We start from the raw sequence: 24,171 nt of genomic DNA, 5'->3' as shown, positions 1-24,171 counted from the left end.
TGAGTGATGAAAAAACAGATTCTAAAAGGCAGGATATGAATGCTTATTACGGACGCAAATCCTTTAAAATTCGGTGAACCATGCGGGAACTCCGCAACATAGTTCCTATATTTACGGCAGAATAAACCATAGCACGTAAATCAAAAAACACATTTCCATGTCTAACGCATATTTCAACTTTCAGGAGCCGATTAATGAGCCGTATTTACAGTACGCGCCGGGTTCAGCTGAAAGAAAAGTACTAAAAGAACGATTAAAGGAACTGAAACAAGAAGAGATTGATATTCCTGCGATCATCAATGGCAAAGAGGTAACAACAGATCGTACGCAGGATGTAACGATGCCTCACAATCACTCTCATAAGTTGGGAACCGTTCACCTTTGTGGTGAAAAAGAGGTAAAAATGGCGATTGAAGGCGCTCTTGAAGCCCGTAAAAAATGGGCCGATATGCCGTGGCAGGAACGCGTAGCCATCTTTCAGCGAGCCGCTGATATCATCACGGGTCCGGAGCGTTTTACCATGAACGCCACCACTATGCTGGCTCAGTCCAAAACACCTCAGCAGTCAGAAATTGAGGCGGTTGGCGAATTGGCCGATTTTCTGAGATTCAACGCTTGGTATCTGACAAAGATTTATAAAGACCAGCCCTACTCACCTGACGGAATGTGGAACAGGGTTGAGTATCGTCCGCTTGAAGGATTTATATTTGCCGTTTCACCATTCAACTTTACGGCCATTGCCGGAAACTTGCCGTCTGCACCCGCAATGTGCGGTAATGTAGCTATCTGGAAACCATCTGTAGAATCAGTTTACTCCAGCTACTACGTGATGAAAGTCCTGCAGGAAGCGGGACTGCCTGACGGTGTGATTCAATTCCTGCCGGGTGAAGGTGCCGATGTAGGTGATCCGGTTTTGGAAAGTGAACACTTTTCAGGGCTTCATTTCACAGGATCAGAAGCAACCTTTAACCACCTGTGGAAAACCATCGGTAACAACGTAGATAAGTACAAAACCTATCCGCGTGTTGTTGGCGAAACCGGCGGTAAGGACTTCATCTTTGCACACAAAACCGCTGATGTTGACCGATTGGTTATTGCTGCTGTTCGGGGCGCGTTTGAATATCAGGGGCAGAAGTGTTCAGCTGCATCCAGAATGTATGTTCCGCAGTCCTTTTGGCCGGAGTACAAAGAAAAACTGCTTACCGAAGTAGATAAGATCAAAGTGGGTGATGTGGAGGACTTCTCCAACTTTATGGGAGCCGTCATCAGCCGCAAGGCATTTGATAAGATCTCAGGCTACATCGACTATGCGAAAGAGGCAGACGATGCAGAGATAATTGCCGGTGGTGAGTATGACGACAGCAAAGGTTACTTTATCCAGCCTACCGTAATTCTCACAACTAATCCGAAGTTCAAAACCATGCAGGAAGAGATCTTCGGTCCGGTTCTGACGATCTATGTCTACGACGACGATAAGTTTGAAGAAACACTGGAACTGTGTGATTCAACCTCTCCATATGCGTTAACAGGTGCCATCTGGGCGAGAGATCGATACGCACTGAACACTATGGCGGATAAACTGCGACAAGCGGCCGGCAACTTCTACATCAATGATAAACCGACTGCCGCGGTTGTAAATCAGCAGCCATTTGGCGGTGCGCGCCGGTCCGGAACCAACGATAAGGCCGGAAGTATGGTGAACCTTTATAAGTGGCTCTCCATGAGATCCATGAAAGAGACCTACCAGGCTCCACTCGACTGGACCTATCCTTACATGGGAGAAGAGTAAATAAAAAAGTGAAAAGGCCCCGATAAGTCGGGATTGGGTAAAGCACCCAACAAAAGTGAAAACAGACATGACAGCGTGGTCCCGTGTCTTTTGGGAACTCCTGTCAGCGTCCTTTTTACTCATTCGAAACTTCTTTGGTTCTCGTCCTGATCTTTCGGGACAGATGAATCGCTGAGGTTCGCAGATAAAGTATTTATCAAAAAGCCATCTTGAATATTTTCAAGATGGCTTTTTTTTATTTTCCAAAATTGTAATATTGTAGGGTAACCTACAAAATGGAGACTTTATGAGTGTAATGAGTATCCGGATAGATGACGAGAAAAGAAAAAAACTCAAGGCCATTGCTTCAATTCAGGGGAAAACTATGAGCAGTATTGTTGAATCTTTAATTGATGATTACATAAAAGAGTATGTAAATGAAAGCGATCGTAAATCGGAGTTAAAATCAATTATGAAAGTCTCTGAACCTTCTTTTGAAGAGTGGGATAATGACGAAGATGAAATCTATGATGACCTTTGAAAAATGGGATGTTGTATTAGTACCTTTTCCTTTCACCAATTTGAAGACTACCAAAAAAAGACCAGCACTAGTCATTTCACCGGATGAGTACAATTCAGGTGCTGACATTGTAATCTTGTTTATTACCAGTAATGTTACAGCTTTAAGTCGGCCCGGGGATTACTTAATTCAAAATTGGAAACAGTCCGGTTTACCAAAACCATCAATGACACGAATGAAATTCGCAACTATTGAGAATTCTATTGTAATTAAAAAAATTGGCCGTCTACAAAATAACGATCGCATATCTGTCGAAAATAGAGTGATTGACTTTTTTACAGTGTAAACCTTCAAAGGTTTTCAATTATAAATACCACTTTCAACTGTCAGGTCTTCGAGACCTGACAAGTTTTTTTTATCTATCCTTTCTCATTTAAATGAGCCCATCAATTCGCTTCACAACATACTCATAGTGAGTTCGTGCATAGCGGTCAGTGGCTCCGTTCATAGCCTGCTCCACATCAGATTTAAGTTCCCTCAGCTGCTCAAGTACCAGCGGACGAATATCCGACTGCTGAATGTGAAAATCGGTTCGCAAATTCTCCATCCCCACATCCGGGCGATAATCAGCCGGAGGGTTTCCTGCATCTGCTTCAGCTTCGGTAAGCAGGTATTCCATTCTATCCAGATAGGCTCGCTGCAGATTTCTTCGATAGGTATCCACACCATTTGACTGCTTCAATTCTTTCCATATGCTTTCTCGCAGGTCATCGAGCATCTCTGCCGGTCCATAGGCTTCATCCCCATTCATGGCATGCTGCTCCACCAATCGTTCCATCCGGTGAGGTGAAAGCAGTGCGTTCAGTCCGGTAACCTGATACCAGCGAATTCGCTCAACAGTCCCCACATACTCGAAAGTCCTTAGCAGATCCTGATCCAGCAACCACTCAGGTGTTGCAAAAAGATGTTCATCCAGAAAATCCATCGATCGTTTCTGCTCCTCTTTTGAGATGGCGGTATACACCGGGCCATCCTGACCAAAGCGCTTATGCTCCTCACGTGATCCGCCGATTGCTGTAATCACCCGCCCTGTCATTCTCCCCCAATGAACAAACATCTGCATGTAGCGCATGCGTACTTCATCATAGGTCTCATTCTCTTCGCCCATCCAATCCAGAAGATTTGGAATAACTCTGTGCAGATTTTTCATTCCAAGTTCACTGGCGCGAACCCAGTCATCACCAATAGATTCAGTAGTCTGCGTGGGATCAAAATCACCACGGCCGTAACCAAACTGCATGGCAGGATCATCAGCCCGCTCAAGAATCCATTCATTCAGCAGCTCTCGCTCCTCTTCGGGTGTATCAAACTGAGGAAGATAAGAGTACGCCCACTTCACCGCCCAGATATCGTACTCACCTACGTTGCGGTGAACTTTAACGTCACCGTCTTCCGGCTGTGCCACATAGTTGAACCGTGTTCGGCCTACTACCGATGAAGAGTTGCCAAATTCATTCGTGAAGTCAGGATCGCGCAAATCCTCGATCGAATAGGCGGTATTGCCGCGCTGGTTATGAGGATAACCGAGTGCGTGTGCCAGCTCATGCGAAACCACATACTGCAGGTACTGCCCCATCTCCTCTGTGGAAAGATGCGGTTTTTGGACTTCAGGATTTCTCGGGCCGGTTTGACTCAGCGACCACCAGTGAAGTCGTTTCTGAACATTGTGATACATATTCATATGTGCCCGAATCGTCTCGCCGGAACGCGGGTCTATTACATCAGGTCCGGCATTGGCAGAGTGAACCGGACTTGAAACATATCTTATCACCGAATATCGAGCATCCAACATGCTAAATTCAGGGTCATCAACCGGTGCCATCTCAGCCCTGATGGCGTTTTTAAAACCTGCCTCTTCGAAAGCCACGTTCCACTCTTCAATACCCGCCTTAAAGTAGGGTCTCCACTGTTCCGGTGTGGCCGGATCGATGTAAAACACAATCGGATCTTTTGGCTCTACAAGTTCTCCGCGCAGGTACGCCTCCTCATCAACCGGCTCAAGCCGAAAACGGGTAACAAAACGTTTCGTTTTGCTAAACTGAGCCTCATCACTATAATCGGTTTGTGAAATGCTGATCATAGCCACACGCTCATCATACAGACGGGGACGCATCGGCTCCTCGGGCAGTAATATCATACTGTGGTTTACTTCAATCGAGATCGAACCTGTTCTATGCTGCGAAGGTGGATTATCTGCATTATATGTCAGTACCGTACGAACCTCTATGTTTTCCGGAAAACTCTTTACAAACTCCATAAATGAGCGATCTCGATCCAATCCCCGTATCGTGTACTGCTGGCGATGCCGGTTTTGTAATCCAAAAATACGGGAGTCTTTCAAATAGAGATCACTTACATCGATTATCACTGAACCGTTACGTGTCTCCAGAATATCGAAGGATTCAATAATCGGGGGAAAATTGGAGTTTTGAACAGCTTGATAAATCGGCTGATTTTCATCAGCGGTGTTGCTGTAGGTAACGCCACGGAGAAGGATCTTCTCTCCCTTTCGCTCCCACTGCACAACCTGTTGACCGGCCAGGCGATCGCCTCCCCAGCCAAGCCCTTCAGCAGTTTTGGCGATACGGCTCATAATCGCCATATCACGGCCAAGGATCTCCTCAGGTATTTCGTAGTAGATTTTATCGCCGGATTGATGAACGGTAAACAGTCCCTCATCACTTTCGGCATTAGCAGGGATGGCCTGTGAAGACACCCCACTGTTTTCCGGACTTGTGGTTTGACCGGTTGTTTGACATGAAATGCCGGTAAACAGAATCAGTAACGAATAAATGAGTAGTGTTTTAATAGTAGGTAGTGCAGTCATAGAGGTCGATTTGTTTGGTTGAATAATCGACTTTCTAAATAGTGAGAACTGAGTTGAGACGCAAAGGTATTGCAAATTTTTACCACTCATTGCAAAACCGAAATGGTTCGTGCCTACGGCACTTTTTTGAAAGGGAGTATTTTCACCAACCCACAGAATAAATTCTGTGGATACAATATCTACTCATGCCTAACGGCATTTGTTTTTATACATTTCTCGAAGACTTGATCTAGTAGCAAGTACCGTTTATTAACGAACCATTCCTCCCACAAACAATAACTCTATGTTGAGCACTTTTCGCGTATTTTAAAACTCAATCCGAGTGCTTCTTGCCCTATAAACTTTACACCCGAAAACCTTGCTGTTTGCCCTTAAAAAATGAGTTTTTTTTTAAACAGAAAACCTCTATCACTTGCTCAATCCTAGTGCCACTCGGCACGGAAAATATTGTAACACCACAATTCATTGTGGTGGTTTACAGGTTGACCACAAGCTCACAAGTGCCGGAGGCACGGCTCATCTTTTCACGCACAGATTAAGCTCCACCTAACATGAATATGTGATTCCCGAAAACAACCTTTAGTTATTGATTTTATTTTATTTGATAAAATATTGATCACAGCAACCCTTTTCTCTGCAGGGCGTTTAAAATGTAACCATCAACTTAACCTGTAAACTCTCTTGCTATGAAAAAGCTATTCAAATTTTTTATAACCGCCATTGCAATGTTTTTAATGCTTTCAGGATGCGGTGAGCGCGGACCTGTAGGACCCGAAGGACCAAGGGGACCTCAAGGACCGGCCGGGCCTGAAGTCATACCCACCTCTTTTGAATTTGAGGCAGACCTGCTGCAGTCCAATGGATTTGAATTTTTTCAGGATATTCCCACCGGAATTGAAGTATTTGATTCTGATGTAGTTCTGGCTTATGTACTTGAAGATTATATTGCCGACGAGGATCTGGAAGTGTGGCGACAGCTCCCTCTCACCGAGTTTAACAGCAATGGCACGGCATTAATCAATTTTGACTATACTGTTGTTGATGTGCGGATTTTTATGGATGCCAACTACAATCTTGGCGCAGCCGATGAGTACTCCGGACTATTGATTCGTGCTGTACACGTTCCTGCAGGATTTATCAATAATCAAAAGGCAATGGAATTGAGTGAAGCAAAGACCTATTCCGAAGTGGAAAAGATTCTGGATGGAAAAATACGGAGTATCAACAAGATTGAGCGTTAAACAGGCGGTAGTGCCCACTTCCCTCCTTATCAACACCGGGAGGGAAGTACTTATTTTCTTTACGGTTCAAAGTTTATCGGAACCATATCTGCCATCCTATATGATGACCAATACCCGGTAACGGCGAGCGACAAAATATCCAGGACGTTACCGTTTGGCATAACAAAAAATGATTTGTCATTTCTTACGGGTACCAGCCTCGCCCTTTTACGATTATCATAAATGTATGATCTTCTTCCTATCAAGATATCTACAGGTTCCTTAAGAATAAATCCCTTAACGCCGTGTAGGGCCAGTTTTGGATCTAGGCCGTTAGAACTCAAGCTTTGAATCATTCGATTTTGTTCTATCGGTTGAATAGTGGCTCTTTGAGTAGAGTTCATCCAAACCACCTCAAATCGATTTCTTGAGAGATTATCTTCATATAAGCTTTTTAAAAAATGCCTCAAGGATCCTTCGTATGCACGTTCTCTGTTTTGAGTCCAACTACGGTACTGACGATCTGATTCGGGTTCTAATTCTTCAAATCGTACCTGCACACGATAATAACCGGTGTTATCTCTCAAATTCCATCGGAAGTCATCTAACTCCACGAGCAGTTCATATCCCAGCGACAAATTCTCAATCCTTAGCGGTTCGCTGGCAGAAGCGAGCAACTGACCAGAATCGTTTCTGTTAAAATTGAGTACCCAACGATTTGTAATTTCAGTATCTGCAGCGTAAATCGTAGTACCTAAAAACTCCCGCTTAAACTCTTCGTAATCTCTAAGCCAGGCTGAGTTATCAGCTTTTACCTCTAACTGCGATAAGACTACCGACTTGGAAACTAGCTGTATGTTAAAGACTAAAGATTCCTCATCATTGCCCAGAGAAATCGTTCTCTTCTCTGTTTCGTACCCTATTCTGCTAAAAACCAATTCAAACTGACCCGATAAACCGGTTCTAAAAGAGTACACTCCATTCTCGTCTGTTGAAATACCAGAAGTGGTATATGAGATATAAACATGCACATCCTCAAGTGGTTCACCCGAATCTTTATCTGAGACCATTCCGGATATTACACTTTGGATATCTTGAGGCTGGCTAATTGCCGGAAAAGCAAATAATAATAGCATTGAGCAAACTGTGCATAAACTCAATAAATATTTTCCAAATGTATGTTCAGGAAGGTTCATAAGTTTTCACTTATCAAATCGTGGGATGTGCAATATATAATGCCAAATAATGAGCAATAGTTTCCCGTGATTATTTTAAGAGCTCCGAACAGTTGTTTAGCGCATAATCAAATCTTAGAATCCTATGTAAATATGGAGTTTACATGCAATAAAAAAGGCACTCCGAATTTCTCCGGAGTGCCTGATCTTGAAATGATGTCGATCAATTATTTTACAGTGGTAGTCTCATCAATCCAGGCATAACATTCACGAACTTCGCCGTTAATTCTAAAACTGTCGCCCGATTCCCAACCTTGGAAGAACTTATCCTCAGATGAGGGCATGGCTCCTTCGTAAGATTCTATTCTATTATTTACATTGGAAGTGAGTGAGGAATCAACATTCTTGGCTTTATTAAGATAGTCTACGACCAGCCAATATACAGTTCGATCTTCTCGCTCAAGCTTGCTTCCGCCTGTACAGTCTGAAATAGTGGCTGCATAAATAGATGACATTCTCACATAAGCTTCGCCATATTCTGCGTCCAGATCGATTGCCTGACGTGCATAGTTACGAGCCTGTTTGAAATCCTCAAGCTGCTGATGTGTTTCAGCCAGTTGTAATGTTACTTCTTTCTTCTGTTTATTAGATTCAGCTTTATCGAGTGCCGTTTCCAGGTATTGAACAGCTTCACCATATTCTCCCTTGTCCAAATAGAGGTTTGCAACTTTTCTAGAGTTGGCAAAAGAAGAATCCAGTTCATACAAACTCAGTGCAGCATCAGCCGCCTTATCGACCATCTCTGTCTCATCATAAAGATCAATCAGACTGGAATAGAGTTCAATTTTTTTATTGTCGTCCGCATCAGCCAGCTCTGACTCATAAAATTCAATTCGTTCTTCGGGACTGGTAAACAAAGATTCCCTGATATCACTGATTTTGTTCTGAAGGTCCGGAGAAGCATAACCTTCAATCTCGTCAATCATCGCAAAAGCTTTATCGCGCTGTCCTTGTGAAGCATAGTTGCCTAACAGGAAATCAGCAAAATATCCGTTACTGGCTTCTGTAAATCTTTTGGGATCTTCCAGGTATGCCTCTTCATATTTTGCCGCAATCTCTTGCGTGCCTACATTCAGACCGGAATAATTTTCGTGATAAAAACGACCCTCTCTCAGTTTCCATTCATACACATCCAATTCATCTTCAGAAAAGGTATTATGTACTTCATCAAAAACACTCAGAGATTTTTCCAGATACTCGGTTTTTGTAGAAGGATCACTCTCTTTTTCTGCAGCACCTTCATACACTTTGACCATCCGTTCGAACTGACGCAGTAGATCAAAATTATCGTAACCTTCAATTGTTTTAGGCTTCGCTTCAATCATCCATGCACCAAAGTTGATCGCCATCTCGTGGTTATCTGCTTTGTATGCATCCATGAATACAGCGTAGGCTTCTAGTTCACCCATACCGTTTGGGGGCTCCTGCTGGGCAAATACAGCTGTTGAACCAGCTATTAAAAGTGCGAATGTGATAATTAATGATCTCATAGTGTTACTTGTTGGTTAATGATGCTCTTAAGCCAAAACAAAAAACGAACTGTGTAAACGTTCATTGCCTGATAATTTTCTAAACCGTGAATATGACCCAACGAAGAGCCAAATTCAAATTAAAATTTCTTTTAGCCGGCTTTAAACGGCCTAAAGCATTGATTTACTTTTTTAAAGTCGTTTTTAAAAAACTTGTTCCGGTTCATTAATCGAAATGCATTTTATAAGTAATTACAATTCAAACCCGCTATTCTCCCCAACTTTTATTAACATCAAACAGACTTTTTCTAACTAAATACTACCAACATGAAAAGATTGCTATTACTTGTTTTTTCGATGCTGCTTGCTTTCACTGCGACAGCTCAGGATAACGGTGAAGATAAATGGGACGTAAACCAACACCGTGCCGATTTCACAGAAATCAGTTTTGAAACCGATGAAGGGACTTGGATGAATCTGGATGTGAGTCCCGACGGAACCGAAATCGTCTTCGACCTTATGGGCGATATCTACATCATGCCGATTGAAGGCGGTGAAGCCACAATACTGCGCGAAGGTCTGGCCTACGAAATTCAGCCAAGATTCAGCCCCGACGGGTCAAAAATCTCTTTCACCAGTGATGCCGGAGGAGGCGACAACATCTGGGTAATGAATCGCGATGGATCGGATGCGAAACAGATCACGGATGAAAGTTTTCGTCTGCTGAACAATGCATCCTGGTCACCCGATGGAGATTATATTGTTGCCCGAAAACATTTCACTTCAGGCCGATCACTGGGAGCCGGTGAACTTTGGTTGTATCACATTACGGGAGGTTCCGGTATTCAGCTGGTTGAACGAATGAATGACCAACAGGATTTAGGTCAACCGTTTGTATCTCCCGATGGCCGATATGTTTATTACAGCCAGGATGTCTACCCGGGTGGAGGTTTTCAATATAACCGGGATGCCAACAGCCAGATTTATGTGATAAACCGGTACGATCGCGAGACCGGAGATATTGACCGGATTACCGGCGGCCCCGGCGGAGCCATCTCTCCTACGGTTTCACCTGATGGAAACAAGCTTGCATTCGTAAAGCGGGTTCGAACAAAATCCGTTCTTTATATTCGTGATCTGGAGACCGGAATTGAAAAGCCCGTTTATGATGATCTGAGTTTTGATCAGCAACAGGCCTGGGCCATTTTCGGACCTTATACAAACATCAGCTGGACACCCGATGGAAATCATCTGGTATTCTGGGCAAAAGGAAAAATCCACAAACTGGACACAAATTCACTTGAAGCTGAGGAAATTCCATTCACAGCTGAACAGAATCACCGGTTAGCCGATGTTGTCCACTTTGAGTTTGATCCCGCACCCAATACTTTCCGGGTAAAGGCCGTTCGCCACACGGTAACTTCGCCTGATGGCAATACCCTGGTTTTCAATGCCGCCGGATATCTTTGGAAAAAAGATCTTCCAAACGGAACACCTGAAAGACTGACAAATGAAGAAAACCTGGAGTTTGAACCCGCTTTCTCTCCGGATGGTAACTTGCTGGCTTATGTAACCTGGACCGATGAAGAACTCGGAAAAATCAAGACTCTTCGTCTGGATCGCAGAAATGCACGTCCTCAAACCATCACCACAGAGAAGGGGATTTATCGTACTCCATCTTTTTCACCTGATGGACAGACTTTGTTGTTTAGAAGAGAAAGTGGAAACAATCATCAGGGTCACGCATACACGCAAAATCCGGGAATTTACACGATGCCGGTAAGTGGCGGAGAGAAGAAACTGATTTCAGAGCGTGGCAGTAATCCGATCTTCAACGCAGCCGGTGATCGCATTTTTTACCAGGCATACACAAGCTTTCGCAGCATGGATCTGAACGGTCAGGATGATCGCCAGCACTTCAGTTCTGAATATGCAATTGATTACACACCTAGCCCCGATAACAAATGGATTGCTTTTACGGAACTGTATAAAGTGTACATCGCACCAATGCCGCAAGTTGGTTCAGACATCACATTAAGCTCAAACACAAGCGCCATTCCGGTCACCCACGTTGCACGGGATGCAGGATATAATCTGCACTGGTCTGCAAACTCCGATGAGCTTAGATGGACGCTCGGCGAACAGTACTACTCAGTTGAACTTGATGAAGCATTTGATTTCTTAAGCGGTGATACCAGTGAAGAGCTTCCTCTGGGTGAAAATGATGCGATCCGTATCGGCCTGGAACTTGAAACAGATAAGCCCTCCGGTGTAATTGCACTCACCAATGCACATATCATTACCATGAATGGAGATGAAGTGATTGAAAATGGAACCATTGTGGTTCGAGAAAACAGGATTGAATCTGTTGGAGCGGCTGATGACGTTTCTATTCCAAGTGGCGCTTACGTAATGGATGTGGAAGGCAAAACCATCATGCCGGGACTTGTCGACGCACACGCACATATTGGGAACTTCCGCAGCGGACTGAGCCCGAATCAACAGTGGGAATATTTTGCTAACCTGGCATACGGTGTGACCACAGCCCACGATCCATCATCCAATACGGAAATGATCTTTTCGCAGGCTGAAATGGTTCGATCCGGAAATATGATCGGTCCGAGAATCTTCTCCACAGGCCGGATTCTGTACGGTGCTGAAAACGTACAGAAAACCGTGATTAATAATTTGGAAGATGCCCGTTCTGCCATTCGCAGAACGCAGGCTTTCGGAGCCACTTCTGTAAAAAGCTACAACCAGCCTCGTCGCGATCAGCGTCAGCAGGTATTGGAAGCTGCCCGGGAACTGGGAGTAAATGTTGTGCCTGAAGGCGGATCAACCTTCACACACAACATGAGCATGATTCTGGACGGACACACCGGAATCGAGCATAACGTGCCAATTGCTCCACTCTACAATGATGTACTAACGGTATGGAGTGCTTCGGATGTAGGATATACGCCAACTATGGTTGTAAACTACGGCGGTATGAACGGTGAGTATTATTGGTACCAGCACACAAATGTATGGGAGAAAGATCATCTGCTTACATTCACACCAAGAGGAATTGTGGACTCCAGGTCTCGCCACCGAACCATGGTACCTGAAGAGGAGTATGAAATTGGCCACATGCAGGTTGCTGCAGCGGCTAAAGAATTGCACGATCTTGGCGTTACTGTGAACATGGGAGCGCACGGACAACTGCAGGGACTTGCCGCACACTGGGAGACCTGGATGTTTACTCAGGGCGACATGAGTAATCACGATGCACTCCGTACAGCAACGATAAATCCTGCCAACTATATTGGGATTGGAGACCACGTTGGATCACTTGAGCCCGGCAAACTGGCCGATCTGATTGTAATTGACGGAAATCCGCTGGAAGACATTTACGACACCGAGTTTGTTGTGAATACTATGATTAACGGCCGTCTGTACGATTCCAAAACCATGAACGAAATTGGAAACCGTGAGCGTGAGAGACTGCCATTCTGGTGGGAGCGCGAAGGCTACAGCGAGCAGTTCGACTGGCACGCCATCACCGGTGGGAACAGTAACGGGCACGGGCATTAATTAACTTTATCTAAACCTCCAAGGTTTTCGAAACCTTGGAGGTTTGAGGTAAAACGTATTCAAACTAAAAACGCCGAGCAGTGAAAGCTGTCCGGCGTTTTTTATTCAGATATCTCTGCAAAAAAAATCTAAAGATTTTCAAGATCATCAAGATCTTTGTAACGGCCCGATGCCTTTTTGTTTTTCTTCAAATCTACAAGTGAAATAGTTTGAATTTCAATATCCTCAATTGAAAATGAATTTCTTTTGGGATAACAATCAGTGAATTTTAAACCGGTTACGGAAGTAATTATATCAATTCGGTTAGGCGGGTATCCCAATTGGATGATCTGATCATTTTTGGTGAAATCTGTGATAGTAAGATTCAAGCGTCCAAATCCGAACCGATCGAGAACCTCAACTAGCCGAATTGCATTTTCCTCGGTTGGGTTTACCCAGAAATTAATATCACCGGTATATCTTACTCACCCGTAAAAAACTACGGCATATCCACCTATAAGCAGATAATCAACTTTCAAAACGATTTATAATTTTAACAACTTTTTGGATGGGTTGATCAGGATCCATTCCTTTCATTTTCATGTACTCTCTCCGAATTGCTTCCAACGCCAACAGTTTTTGTTTAACCAAGATCATATATCCATAAGGAGGATACATAATGGATTATTTAGATCAAGAAGAAAAGAAGATCATTGAATCCTATGAAAATGGAGAGTGGGTTTCTTCCGGTGAGGGAATAAAAGAAGAAATCAGAAAAGCTGCCAAAAACAGCACACTAAAAAATAAAAGAATAAATATTCGCCTCACCGAAAAAGATTTTAAAGATATTCAGGTCAAAGCTATGGAAGAAGGCATTCCATATCAGACGCTTATTTCAAGTATCATTCATAAATACAATAAGGGTGATTTGAAAGCGAATTCGGACTAATCTTCGAAAAACCTTGAAGGGTTGAAGTAAAACACATTCAAACTAAAAACGCCGGGCGGTAAAAGCTGTCCGGCGTTTTTTTTGTTTTACACCTTTTTATTTAATTCAGATTCATTCTCAACAGTGAATCGGCTACATTGATTGTATTATCCTTCAATCAAACTTTTCAATATGAAATATAAAATTTCAATTCTGCTCATCTCACTTCTGATTGTATGCATCAGTTTTGTAAACGGGCAAGCTCAAGACGTAAATGTATTAGAACAGCTCGAAGAAATAGCCATCATCGATCAGAAAGTGATGATGCCGATGTCTGACGGCGTTCGACTAGCTACCGATATCTATCGGCCAAAAACCGATGAACCGGTCCCCATCATCTTTTCCAGAACACCCTACAATTTTAACACCTATCGAAACGGCCAGTTAAATACCCGTACACTAAACTCAGCACTGCGTGCCGTTGAGCGGGGTTATGCCTATGTGGTTCAAAACGAACGCGGACGTTTTTTCTCTGAGGGTGACTGGGATATCCTCGGCACGCCTCTTACGGACGGTTACGACGCCTTTACCTGGATGGCTGATCAGGAGTGGAGTAACGGCAATATCGGAACACTTGGTTGTTCTTCTACCGCAGAGTGGCAGATGGCCGTTGCCGCTATGGATCACCCCGCACACGCCGCAATGGTTCCGCAGGGATATGGAGCCGGTGTAGGCCGAGTCGGTGAATTTCATGAGCAAGGTAACTGGTACAGAGGCGGAGCCGGTCAGATGCTCTTTACCGCGTGGCTCTACTCTACTCAGCACGACCCGATGGCCCCAAAACTGCCGCGGGGAATTTCGCAGGAAGATCTTCTCAGATTGCAGCGTTTTTATGATATGGCTCCCACCTACCCGCGCGTTGACTGGTCTGAAGGACTTCGCCATCTGCCCATTCAGGATATCATCAAAAATGTAAACGGACCGGAGGGGATTTACGAGGAGATGATTACCCGTAAACCTGATGATCCCCAATGGTATGAAAGCGGACTTTACCATGATGACATGGATTTTGGCGTGCCAAGTTTCTGGTTCGTCTCCTGGTATGATGTGGGCGTAAGTCCAAACCTGGCTCTGTATAATCATGTCCGGGAAAATGCCTCAGATCCTGAAATTCGAGACAACCAATATCTGGTCATTGCTCCCACCCTTCACTGCTCTTATACCCGGGCAACTGAAAACACCGTTGTGGGTGAACGAAATGTAGGGGATGCCACCCTTCCATATGAGGAGATGATCTACGACTGGTTCGATTTCTGGATGAAGGGAGTAGATAACAACATCACAGAGGAACTGCCAAGAGTTCGCTACTACACCATGGGATCGAATGAGTGGCAGACAGCCGATCAATGGCCACCTGCTAATGCGGAGATGACGACTTTCTATCTAAACAGCGGAGGCAGCGCAAATACTAGAAACGGAGACGGATCTCTTCAGAATGAAGCACCGGATCAGGATAACCCGGATACGTTCACCTATGATCCGATGGAACCTGTTCCCTCCTATGGCGGAAATGTTTGCTGTACCGGAAATGCGGTTCAAGGCGGAGCGTTTGATCAGCAGGAGATGGAATTGCGGGATGACATCCTCGTCTACACATCTGAGCCGCTTGAAGAAGGAATTGAAGTGAGCGGTTTTATTGAAAGCAGACTGTATCTGTCGTCAGATGTGAAGGATACGGATGTAACCATCAAGGTGATTGATGTCTATCCGGATGGAACTGCGTATAACCTGGATGAGACGATACAGCGTGTCAGATACCGTGAAGGTTACGACAAAGAGGTGTTTATGGAAGAGGGCAGTATTTATGAGGTCAATATGACGCCGATGTCGACGAGCAACTACTTCAAGGAAGGTCACCGGATTCGAATTGAGGTCTCCAGTTCCAACTTCCCGCGTTTTGATCGAAACTTAAATACCGGTGGCAATAACTACGATGAATCGGAAGGAGTTACTGCAACCAATAACATTCATCATTCGAAGGAGTATCCAAGTCAAATCCGGCTTCCTATCGTTAAGAACTGATAAGCTAAACCAAAAAATATAGGTAATAAAAAAGGCTGTGTTAAAAAACACAGCCTTTTTAATAATGTGGAAATTTAAATTTCCTTAGTTATTGTTTTCCCAGTTTGTTTCACTGGTTGGTCGTTCTAATTGAGTAAACACAGTTCCGTAACGAGCATCGATCTCATTCAGACGATTATATCTTCTGGCATCTATCCAGCGGTGACCACCTTCTGCCCAAAGAGAGTAACGTCGTTCAAATAACACCTGATCAATGACTTCCGCCGTGTTTGCCAAGGCAACCGGTGTCAGTCCCCAGGTACCACGGATCAAATTGACAGCCGCTTCGGCATCTGCAATATCCGTTCCCTGATTTCTCTGAGCTAATGCTTCCGCATAAATAAGGATCAATTCCTCATTTCTCAGGTATGGAATCGGTGATGTATTGCTTGCCCACCTTGCATCCTGGTATTCCGCATCTTCCGGAATATTAGCATTCGATACAGGGTCAGTTCGCTGATAGAATTTATTGGCAACACGTTGGTCACCGGCTTCTGCATCATCGATCATTGATGGATGAACCACCATGATCTGGTTTGTATTGGCATCCAATGGGTAGAATAATGGATTGAATGCATCCGGCGGATTGCCATATACATGGTATACACCAACGTTCATGCTGGCTTCACCCGCAGTAAGATCCATGAAAGAATCATCCAATGCAGCCAATGCTCCGGTCCAGTCTTCCGCATAAATAGAAGCACGGGCTTTTATAGCACGGTTAACCTGTTGTAAACCGGCTACCGAATCAAAACCATACTCGCCAAAGCCTTCTGTTAAATTAAATGGCAGTGTGGCAGAAGCATTATTCAGATCAGTGTTGGCTTCATCCAGAAGATTCAGGATCTCTGTCAGAGCGTCATCATAACTGAGAAACGGCCCCGGATTAAGCGGTTCATCAACATCAATACGAATACCGTTTTGATACTGTCCATGAAGCGGTATCAAATACTGAAACGCTTTGATCGTTTTAGCAAAACCTAATATTGCATTGGCTTCAGCTTCAGTAACACTGGTTGTGTTTAAAGCGGCTCCAATAAGAAGGTTTGCCTGCTTAATTGTTTGATATGGAGTGTTATACACACCACCTGACCCAAAGAAATTTGGATAAGGAGTTATTCCCTCCTGTCCCAACCAGTCAATGGTAAATCGTGGATCGGATTCAAAAAATGCCCATACCTCACGCCCAAATGAGCCATAAAGTTCAGTAGCATTATCTACATAATTACGGTGACGAGCCTCAAGGCCTGTAACCATATTCTGAAGTTCACCCCGGGATGCATCTTGCAGCACACCGGCAACAGATGGGTTGTTTGGATCTAAAACCTCGTCAACCTCCGTCAAATTACAACCTGCCATCATAAAGACTGATAACAGTACAATAGTCGTACTAAATATGTAATGTTTAATGTTTTTCATGATAATCATTCTTAAAAGTCGAGGTTTATGTGAAAGAATACTCTTCTTGAACTCGGATAAGGAGTAACCTCTACCGATTGAGCTACCGGCTGAGCACCAAAGTTTGATACTTCAGGGTCATAGCTGTTGTAATCGGAGAATAGGAGGAGATTCTTACCTGAAACGCCTAATCTGATTCTTTCAACGTTTAAACTTTCAACCAGGTTTGTTGGTACCGTATAGTAGAAACCAACTTCTCTTAGTTTCAGATACGTTGCATCATCCACAAAACGGCTGGGATTAAAAGGACCACGGTCGAGGCCGTTTGGTGTACCATCACCATCAGAATCTTCACTCCAATCCGGTGTATTACCACCACCATCAAGCAAGAATCTTGTCAGGTCAATGTTGTCAGCTCCTTTGCTGTATTGGAAAAGAAAACTAAACTCAAAATTAGCAAGAAAGTTTAATTCGTTATACCAAGACATTTGATAATCAGGCTGAGCATCACCGTAGAATGTAAGGCCCGGATCCTGAGGATTTCCTACAATAGTTGTGGGTGAATATCCTTCACGGATCAGATACTGGCCAAGTGATAGCCCGAATCCACCTGTTTCATCGGATGGGATATCCAGTCTTGTGATCTCTGAATCATTTTTCCAGTACAATAATTTTGTGACCCATGATAAGTTGGCCGTTCGAACCGGAGAGGTAGTTAAAGTAAGTTCAATACCTTTATTTTCCAGATCAGCAGCATTCGTTGCAATGGCACTAATACCTGTTGAAGCAGGAGGATTTTGATCAAGGATCAGGTCACGAACTTCTTTGATGTAATAAGTCGCTTCCAACCCGACCTTGCCCTGAAATGCACTGATATCAGCACCAAATTCGATCTCACTGGCTGTCTCAGGTTTCAGGTTTGGATCGATAGCTCTTGTTGAGATAACAGATCCAAGACCTCCACCAATATTAACGCCACCAAGTGCTTCAAAGGTTGAGCCGAATGATGCTTTACCACCGGTTTCACCGTAAGCGGTTCTCAGTTTAAACTGATCGATCTGATCGATATTCCAGAAACCAAAATTAGTCAGGTTAGCAGCAAGAGAAGCCTTTGGAAAGGCATAGAACTCGTTTTGGTTGGCATTCAGTGTTGATTTATCAAAACGAACACCTACCGTACCGATCAATTTATCTTCCCAGTTGATCTCTTCCTGGGCAACCAATCCAATTTCAGAAACTTCCTGAAAGGTTTGTCCAAACACAGACTGAACCTGAGCTTGATTCAGGTTTGTTTGTCCCGGAGCCAAACCTCTACCTCGGTTCAACAGACGATTGGATTCTTCATAGATACGGGTATAACCCAACTGCGTACTAAAGTTGAATCCTTCAACATCAATATTATGAACAAGGAATGCCTGCATGTTCAGGTTAAAATTATCCTGCTTACCATGGATCACATCACCCGGCGTAGCACTTGCCTGCTGTGATTGAAACCACTCAGGAAAATACACTTCAGAGTTTGCATTCAGGTAATCAAAACCCACCTGTGTGTTGAAACTCAGGAAGCTGTTATCATCTGAATAAAGCTGAGCTTCCAGTCTTAAACTTTGCAGGAATCGATTTACGATCTGATTGTTAACAGCATGATCGCGCAGTGCATAAGGATTTTCAGCAAAATATGGGTTATTTGGATATACACCATTTTCATCCGGTCTTAGATCAGCATAACTGGGAACGTATGCAATATTATATCCAATACTACCACCGGTTCCATTCTGGTTTCCGGTAAATCCACGATCTGAGTCTGTTCTGATAAAGTTAGAGGTAGATGAAAAAGAAATATTATTATTGATCGAATGATCTACATTCAACCGAATGTTATTTCTGTTAAATCCTGTATTCTTAATAATACCTTCTTCATCCTGAATACCGGCACTTAAATAAAACTGCGTTTTATCGCTACCGCCGGAGGCACTGATCTGAGTGTTGGTAAGTAAACCGGTCTCACCATACATCTCTTCCTCATAATCCAGAAGATTTCCATTCTGCTGAAATTTTGCCAATTCTTCTGAAAGACTGGCACCACTGTAAAGCAGGTTGATCTTGTCTTCGCTCCACTTATCAAATCCAAGCAGATTCAAAGCAGTTGCAAAACCAACATCTTGCTTAATACTAACCCTGGTGTCTCCGGCTTTACCTTTTTTGGTTGTAATGATAATTACACCGGCATTCGCACGGCTACCGTATATAGCAGCTGCAGAAGGACCTTTAAGAACCTCAATGGATTCAATGTCTTCCGGGTTAAGATCAGATACACGGCTGGCAACACCATCCTGACTTGCTCCACCTGCACCACTTACAGAAGACCTTCCTGTAGATATAACAGAGTTATCAACATAGATCCCGTCAATAACATAAAGTGGCTGAGATGAACCAGCACCGAGTGTTGAAATACCACGAAGCTGAACATTGCTACCACCACCGGGAGCTCCGCCACTGGATACAATATTAACGCCGGGAAGTTTACCCGATAAGGCACCGTCAATGGATTCATTTACGGTTGTTCCTGCAAGTTCCTCAGCAGATACTGTACTTACAGCATTAGCCAGGTTACTTCGTTTCACATTAGAGGCAAGACCTGTTACAACGATCTCGTCCAGCCTGGAAATATCCGGCTCGAGTTCGATCTCAATCTCCACTATCGAATTTCCATTTCTATTTACTTCTACATTTTGGACTATATATCCAATGTAGGTAACTCGCAATGTAGCTGACTCACCTGCCACATTTAATGTGAATTGTCCATTAATATCTGTTGCTGCACCATTTCCGGTTTCTGTTTCTACCACAGTAACACCGAATAAAGGCTCACCGCTTTCGGCATCGATAACTGTCCCATTTACAGTGAATTGTGCGAATGCACTACTAACCGTAAAAAGAGAAAACAGAACGATACAGATTCCTCGTTTGTATAGATTTTCCATAGATTATTATTTGTTTGATTGCTGTTTTGAGCAGGATGAGAAAAGACTTACACACCTTTTTTTCAACCTTACACTATTTAGCTAAATCAATTTAGAACATCAATGGTGATTTAAAACTAATTTCCGACTCACCACCATATACTGTAAACAAGACCAAATCCATGATTTCGGGATTTACTTTTAATCCTTTTCTCATGAATTTTTTATATAATTATTTAGCGTTTAAATCATTTCAATGAGCCTTAATCCAAAAAAACTCTTTTTTGCCATGAACAGATCCGAAATGCTACAAGCAGTAAATGAAAAGCAAGGTTACTTCGATATGATCATTATCGGCGGGGGAGCAACCGGTCTGGGAACTGCCGTCGATGCAGCATCCAGAGGGTACAGTACGCTGCTTCTTGAGCAGCACGATTTTGCAAAAGGTACCTCCAGCCGTTCTACAAAACTGGTTCATGGCGGTGTACGATACCTCCAACAGGGAAATGTTTCATTGGTGCTTGAAGCACTGCGGGAACGCGGACTGCTCATTCAAAATGCTTCACACTTAGTGCGCAATCAGTCTTTTATTGTTCCCAATTACGATTGGTGGGAAGGACCGTTTTACGGAATTGGGATGAAAGTCTACGACATGTTAGCCGGAAAACTCGGTCTTGGACCGTCAAAAAATCTATCGCTAGAAAAGACGATTGAACTGCTTCCAACACTTGAACAGGAAGGCCTCCGGGGCGGTGTGATCTACTACGATGGTCAGTTTGATGATTCACGTCTTGCCATTAACCTGGCTCAAACCGCAGTGGAGCATGAGGCTACGATGATTAACTACGCAAAAGTAACGGAGCTGCTGAAAACCAACAATATGGTTGACGGTGTTGTTTTTACGGATCAGTTAACCGGAGAAGAGTTTAAGGTGAATGGACGGGTAGTTGTAAATGCGACCGGTGTTTTTACGGACAACATTGTAAAAATGGATAACCCCGACAGTAAACCGATGATTGCCCCAAGCCAGGGTGTACACATCGTTATCGACAGTGAATTCTCACCCGGCGAATCGGCCATCATGGTACCTCATACGGATGACGGGCGCGTTCTATTTGCCGTTCCATGGAATGGTAAACTTGTGTTGGGAACCACAGATACTCCCGTTGACAACCCGGAGCTTGAACCCAAAGCGAAGGAAGAAGAGATCGAATTTATCCTAAAACATGCGGCGCAATATCTGACAGGCGATCCCACACGGGATGATGTCCGCAGCGTATTTGCCGGTTTGCGTCCCCTGGTTAAAGCCGGCGGGGATGGCAGCGATACCGCATCTCTTTCCCGAGATCACACACTGATTGTTTCAAACAGTGGCTTGGTTACTATTACAGGCGGTAAATGGACTACCTACCGGAAGATGGCTCAGGATACGGTAGATCAGGCCGCTACTATCGCCGGACTCAACTTCAATGAGTGTGTAACTGAGAATATGCGAATTCACGGCTGGCTCAAAAACACCGACCACTCCGATCCTCTTCATCATTATGGTTCAGACCGGGTAGAAATTGAAAAGCTTATCAAAGAAAATCCGGAGCTCGGTAAAAAACTTCATGAGCGGCTTCCTTACCTAAAAGCTGAGGTCGTTTGGGGAGTGCGAAACGAGATGGCTATGACGGTAGAAGACGTTCTGGCCCGTCGAACCCGCGCTTTACTGCTCGATGCAAAAGCCAGTGTGGAGATGGCACCCGAAGTTGCAAAACTTATGGCTAATGAGATGAACAAAGACAGAGAGTGGCAAAAAACTCAGGTTTCTGAATACGAACATGTAGCTTCAGCATATATCCTTTAAACCTGAGTTCAATTTTGAAACTTAAACATTTTGCTCCGAGGTTGTCCAAAAAGTGAATCAACTCAGATCCAAGATTAAATAATTTAGACTTTATATCCCTCTCTATTAGTTAGAGAGGGATATAGGGTGAGTCTGAAGGAAAAAACTAAATTATTTAAGCGCTATTTGAACTAATGTACCTTTTTGGACAGCTTCTGTCGATGTGGTTCACTGCACTATTCGTATGGAAACAGAATTAATAATTTGATTTTTAACCTTTTTCAACCTCCCCTAAATCCCCTCCTTGGAAAAGGAGGGGACTTTCCAATACCTCAATTATCTAACTAATATTCGAACTCAGGTTTTAAACAAAGCCGCCGCCACTTTGGTCATTTATCGGAAAGGAGATAAGCAGTTCCGTACCAAACTCATCTCCATTCTGGAGTATGTAGTTTCCATTCAGCTGTTTGGTTAAGGTCTCTATTAAAATGAGTCCCATCGAACCGTCTGCCTCTTTGTCGAACCCATCCGGCAGTCCAACACCGTTATCGGCTATTTTGATATGAATATCACCGTCAGTCAGCTTCATTCTGATTGTGATCTCACCTTTATCCTTATCTTTAAAGGCGTGCTTGTAGATATTTACAATACTTTCGTTGAGCAGCAGTGAAATTGGAATTGCTTGATTCAGTGTCACCAGAATAGATTCACAATCAAACTGCGTTTCAATTTTCTTTCTCTTTGAATGATAGGTTTTCTGAATTTCTCCTACCAGCTCCTCCGTGTAGTTCGCAATATCTATATCAACAAAATTCTCATTTTGATACAGCTTTTCATGAACCAGAGACATCGACTTGATCTTCAGCTGGCTATCCCTCAAAATTTCAGCCGTGCTTTCATCTTCCGTATTCCAAACCTGCATTTCGAGCAATCCTGAAATAACGGCCAGATTATTTTTCACTCTGTGATGAATTTCAGAAAGCATTACATCTTTTTCCTTCAATGATTCGCTGATTTGTCGCTCTGCCTCTTTCTGATCGGTTACATCTCTGGCCACATAAATATGCTTGCGTTTTCCATCCTGATCAAAAATTTCAGTATGTGTAACCACAACCGGAATCTCTTGTTGAGACTCTGTTTTCATCATCCATTCATCCACAACCGGTTCATCCATTTCGTTTTGAGAATATGTTTGATCCAGCTCTTCTCTTTTATCGGATTGAAACAGATCAAAGAAGAACTTTCCCTGCAGCTTATCGGCTTGAAATTCAAGCGTGGAGGTAACGGCGTGATTGATCAGCTCAATACGGTTGTCCTGATCCGTAACAATCAACATATCTCCCATCGACTGTATAACATTATTCATATAGCTTCGAGACACCATACTCTTGCTCAAATTCTCAGCCATTGAATTGAATGAAGACGCAAGATCAGCAAGTTCATCCTTTGTGTTGATCTGAATTCGTTTTGAAAGATCACCTGAACCCAGATCATCTGCCGTACGCTGTAATTTTTGAATGGGTTTGGCAATCGACCGGTACACGATAAACGTAAACACAAGAGCAATCAGAAATGCGAGAATGGTAACAAAGATAACCTGACGAACCGTAGTGTTTGCCCTGCTTTCCAGTTCAGCGAGCTGATTATTTACCCGTTCGTTAAAAAGAGATCTCAACTCCATTAACGAAGGCAAAACCGTATTTCTAAAATATGGTTCTACGGTTACGGTAAATATCTCATTCCCAAAATTTCCCTCCTCCGGGTTGATAATTTGCCTGGTGAGGGAGTTGTAATAGCTGAAGGAGGTTTGCAGGGAATCGGCCAGTTGCTCAATCTGAACTACATAATTCATCGAAATCTTCCTCTTCGGCAATATTGCTTTTTGAACGTTCCAGGAATTTCTGAAAGTCCGTTTCGAAATTGTTCAGACTTCTCTCAACAACACGCCTCGATTCCCTGATTTGAGCTGTTACGGAGATAGAGTTATCACCACGTTCGCGCTTGTCTACTTCTGTGAGATAGTTTCTGGTGTAGAGAAGGGAGTTCTGCAGATCCGATGTTAAATCAGACAGGGTTTGAAGCTGACTAGACGTAAGAACACTGGTTTCTATCAGCTCATTTTTGACTGCATTACCCAGATAGTACGAAAAGCTCCCTGTGATTAAAACAAGGAGAGCTATCGAGAAAAAGCCCGCTAATAATTTTGTGCCAAGACGCATTGAGAGATCATTTAATTATCATCTTGGTCAGCCTAAAAGTCACTCTGTGCTGAATGTAATACA

General features: G+C 43.5%; 16 protein-coding genes. 8 read left to right on the top strand and 8 right to left on the bottom strand.

Annotated elements, in window-relative coordinates; all coding sequences use genetic code 11:
• The first annotated feature begins 157 nt into the window (after nucleotides 1–157).
• From pruA to U5K35_RS09465, 3 genes are all read left to right on the top strand, one after another.
• The gene (gene pruA, locus U5K35_RS09475; RefSeq protein ID WP_322571214.1) at nucleotides 158–1,789 is read left to right on the top strand and encodes an L-glutamate gamma-semialdehyde dehydrogenase; all 1,632 of its coding nucleotides are present in this window, start codon (nucleotides 158–160) and stop codon (nucleotides 1,787–1,789) included.
• A 286-nt stretch (nucleotides 1,790–2,075) separates the two neighbouring features.
• Nucleotides 2,076–2,309: a hypothetical protein gene (locus tag U5K35_RS09470; RefSeq protein WP_322571213.1), complete on the top strand. Its 234-nt coding sequence runs from the start codon at nucleotides 2,076–2,078 to the stop codon at nucleotides 2,307–2,309.
• Complete coding sequence (locus tag U5K35_RS09465) at nucleotides 2,296–2,634, top strand: type II toxin-antitoxin system PemK/MazF family toxin (RefSeq protein WP_322571212.1); 339 nt, start codon at nucleotides 2,296–2,298, stop codon at nucleotides 2,632–2,634. Before U5K35_RS09470 ends, U5K35_RS09465 begins: the two co-directional genes overlap by 14 nt.
• A gap of 87 nt (nucleotides 2,635–2,721) precedes the next feature.
• Here U5K35_RS09465 and U5K35_RS09460 read toward each other — a convergent pair whose 3' ends face one another.
• Nucleotides 2,722–5,175 carry a zinc-dependent metalloprotease gene (locus U5K35_RS09460; RefSeq protein WP_322571211.1) on the bottom strand — a complete coding sequence of 818 codons (2,454 nt, stop codon included), beginning with the start codon at nucleotides 5,173–5,175 and terminating at the stop codon, nucleotides 2,722–2,724.
• A gap of 686 nt (nucleotides 5,176–5,861) precedes the next feature.
• Here U5K35_RS09460 and U5K35_RS09455 point away from each other — a divergent pair.
• On the top strand, nucleotides 5,862–6,416 hold the full coding sequence (locus U5K35_RS09455) for a hypothetical protein (protein ID WP_322571210.1): 555 nt from the start codon (nucleotides 5,862–5,864) through the stop codon (nucleotides 6,414–6,416).
• Nucleotides 6,417–6,475: 59 nt separating this feature from the next.
• Here U5K35_RS09455 and U5K35_RS09450 read toward each other — a convergent pair whose 3' ends face one another.
• Both U5K35_RS09450 and U5K35_RS09445 read right to left on the bottom strand, forming a co-directional pair.
• Nucleotides 6,476–7,531 carry a carboxypeptidase-like regulatory domain-containing protein gene (locus U5K35_RS09450; RefSeq protein ID WP_322571209.1) on the bottom strand — a complete coding sequence of 352 codons (1,056 nt, stop codon included), beginning with the start codon at nucleotides 7,529–7,531 and terminating at the stop codon, nucleotides 6,476–6,478.
• A gap of 266 nt (nucleotides 7,532–7,797) precedes the next feature.
• Entirely contained in the window at nucleotides 7,798–9,120 is a 1,323-nt protein-coding gene (locus tag U5K35_RS09445; protein WP_322571208.1) for a tetratricopeptide repeat protein, read from the bottom strand.
• Between the two features lie 306 nt (nucleotides 9,121–9,426).
• On the opposite strand from U5K35_RS09445, the gene U5K35_RS09440 reads away from it, so the two are divergent.
• Nucleotides 9,427–12,672 carry an amidohydrolase family protein gene (locus U5K35_RS09440; RefSeq protein ID WP_322571207.1) on the top strand — a complete coding sequence of 1,082 codons (3,246 nt, stop codon included), beginning with the start codon at nucleotides 9,427–9,429 and terminating at the stop codon, nucleotides 12,670–12,672.
• 128 nt (nucleotides 12,673–12,800) lie between these two features.
• Here the strand turns inward: U5K35_RS09440 and U5K35_RS09435 are convergent, their stop codons facing one another.
• A complete protein-coding gene (locus U5K35_RS09435; protein WP_322571206.1) occupies nucleotides 12,801–13,040 on the bottom strand; it encodes a hypothetical protein in 240 nt (79 codons plus the stop codon).
• Between the two features lie 290 nt (nucleotides 13,041–13,330).
• On the opposite strand from U5K35_RS09435, the gene U5K35_RS09430 reads away from it, so the two are divergent.
• Together U5K35_RS09430 and U5K35_RS09425 are read left to right on the top strand one after the other, a co-directional pair.
• Entirely contained in the window at nucleotides 13,331–13,600 is a 270-nt protein-coding gene (locus U5K35_RS09430) for a hypothetical protein (protein ID WP_322571205.1), read from the top strand.
• Nucleotides 13,601–13,771: 171 nt separating this feature from the next.
• Nucleotides 13,772–15,661, top strand: coding sequence for a CocE/NonD family hydrolase (locus U5K35_RS09425; protein WP_322571204.1), 1,890 nt, complete (start codon nucleotides 13,772–13,774; stop codon nucleotides 15,659–15,661).
• An 84-nt stretch (nucleotides 15,662–15,745) separates the two neighbouring features.
• Here U5K35_RS09425 and U5K35_RS09420 read toward each other — a convergent pair whose 3' ends face one another.
• Together U5K35_RS09420 and U5K35_RS09415 are read right to left on the bottom strand one after the other, a co-directional pair.
• Nucleotides 15,746–17,119: a RagB/SusD family nutrient uptake outer membrane protein gene (locus U5K35_RS09420; RefSeq protein WP_322571203.1), complete on the bottom strand. Its 1,374-nt coding sequence runs from the start codon at nucleotides 17,117–17,119 to the stop codon at nucleotides 15,746–15,748.
• Between the two features lie 11 nt (nucleotides 17,120–17,130).
• On the bottom strand, nucleotides 17,131–20,082 hold the full coding sequence (locus tag U5K35_RS09415) for a SusC/RagA family TonB-linked outer membrane protein (RefSeq protein WP_322571202.1): 2,952 nt from the start codon (nucleotides 20,080–20,082) through the stop codon (nucleotides 17,131–17,133).
• Between the two features lie 268 nt (nucleotides 20,083–20,350).
• On the opposite strand from U5K35_RS09415, the gene U5K35_RS09410 reads away from it, so the two are divergent.
• Nucleotides 20,351–21,910, top strand: coding sequence for a glycerol-3-phosphate dehydrogenase/oxidase (locus U5K35_RS09410; RefSeq protein ID WP_322571201.1), 1,560 nt, complete (start codon nucleotides 20,351–20,353; stop codon nucleotides 21,908–21,910).
• Nucleotides 21,911–22,253: 343 nt separating this feature from the next.
• On the opposite strand, the gene U5K35_RS09405 is transcribed toward U5K35_RS09410, so the two are convergent.
• Together U5K35_RS09405 and U5K35_RS09400 are read right to left on the bottom strand one after the other, a co-directional pair.
• On the bottom strand, nucleotides 22,254–23,741 hold the full coding sequence (locus U5K35_RS09405) for a sensor histidine kinase (protein ID WP_322571200.1): 1,488 nt from the start codon (nucleotides 23,739–23,741) through the stop codon (nucleotides 22,254–22,256).
• Nucleotides 23,719–24,108 (bottom strand): hypothetical protein, encoded by a 390-nt coding sequence (locus U5K35_RS09400; protein ID WP_322571199.1) that lies wholly within the window; start codon nucleotides 24,106–24,108, stop codon nucleotides 23,719–23,721. The genes U5K35_RS09405 and U5K35_RS09400 overlap by 23 nt, the downstream gene beginning before the upstream one ends.
• Nucleotides 24,109–24,171 lie beyond the last annotated feature (63 nt).

It is taken from the genome of Rhodohalobacter sp. (assembly GCF_034521535.1).
GTDB lineage: Bacteria > Bacteroidota > Rhodothermia > Balneolales > Balneolaceae > Rhodohalobacter.
This window is presented reverse-complemented; position numbering and strand designations above follow the sequence as displayed.

Coding starts and splice junctions, on each gene's coding strand:
- U5K35_RS09470 (WP_322571213.1), top strand. CDS start 2,076: ATGAGTGTAATGAGTATCCGGATAGATGACGAGAAAAGAAAAAAACTC.
- U5K35_RS09445 (WP_322571208.1), bottom strand. CDS start 9,120: ATGAGATCATTAATTATCACATTCGCACTTTTAATAGCTGGTTCAACA.
- U5K35_RS09400 (WP_322571199.1), bottom strand. CDS start 24,108: ATGCGTCTTGGCACAAAATTATTAGCGGGCTTTTTCTCGATAGCTCTC.
- pruA (WP_322571214.1), top strand. CDS start 158: ATGTCTAACGCATATTTCAACTTTCAGGAGCCGATTAATGAGCCGTAT.
- U5K35_RS09440 (WP_322571207.1), top strand. CDS start 9,427: ATGAAAAGATTGCTATTACTTGTTTTTTCGATGCTGCTTGCTTTCACT.
- U5K35_RS09430 (WP_322571205.1), top strand. CDS start 13,331: ATGGATTATTTAGATCAAGAAGAAAAGAAGATCATTGAATCCTATGAA.
- U5K35_RS09450 (WP_322571209.1), bottom strand. CDS start 7,531: ATGCTATTATTATTTGCTTTTCCGGCAATTAGCCAGCCTCAAGATATC.
- U5K35_RS09420 (WP_322571203.1), bottom strand. CDS start 17,119: ATGAAAAACATTAAACATTACATATTTAGTACGACTATTGTACTGTTA.
- U5K35_RS09465 (WP_322571212.1), top strand. CDS start 2,296: ATGATGACCTTTGAAAAATGGGATGTTGTATTAGTACCTTTTCCTTTC.
- U5K35_RS09405 (WP_322571200.1), bottom strand. CDS start 23,741: ATGAATTATGTAGTTCAGATTGAGCAACTGGCCGATTCCCTGCAAACC.
- U5K35_RS09455 (WP_322571210.1), top strand. CDS start 5,862: ATGAAAAAGCTATTCAAATTTTTTATAACCGCCATTGCAATGTTTTTA.
- U5K35_RS09410 (WP_322571201.1), top strand. CDS start 20,351: ATGAACAGATCCGAAATGCTACAAGCAGTAAATGAAAAGCAAGGTTAC.
- U5K35_RS09425 (WP_322571204.1), top strand. CDS start 13,772: ATGAAATATAAAATTTCAATTCTGCTCATCTCACTTCTGATTGTATGC.
- U5K35_RS09415 (WP_322571202.1), bottom strand. CDS start 20,082: ATGGAAAATCTATACAAACGAGGAATCTGTATCGTTCTGTTTTCTCTT.
- U5K35_RS09460 (WP_322571211.1), bottom strand. CDS start 5,175: ATGACTGCACTACCTACTATTAAAACACTACTCATTTATTCGTTACTG.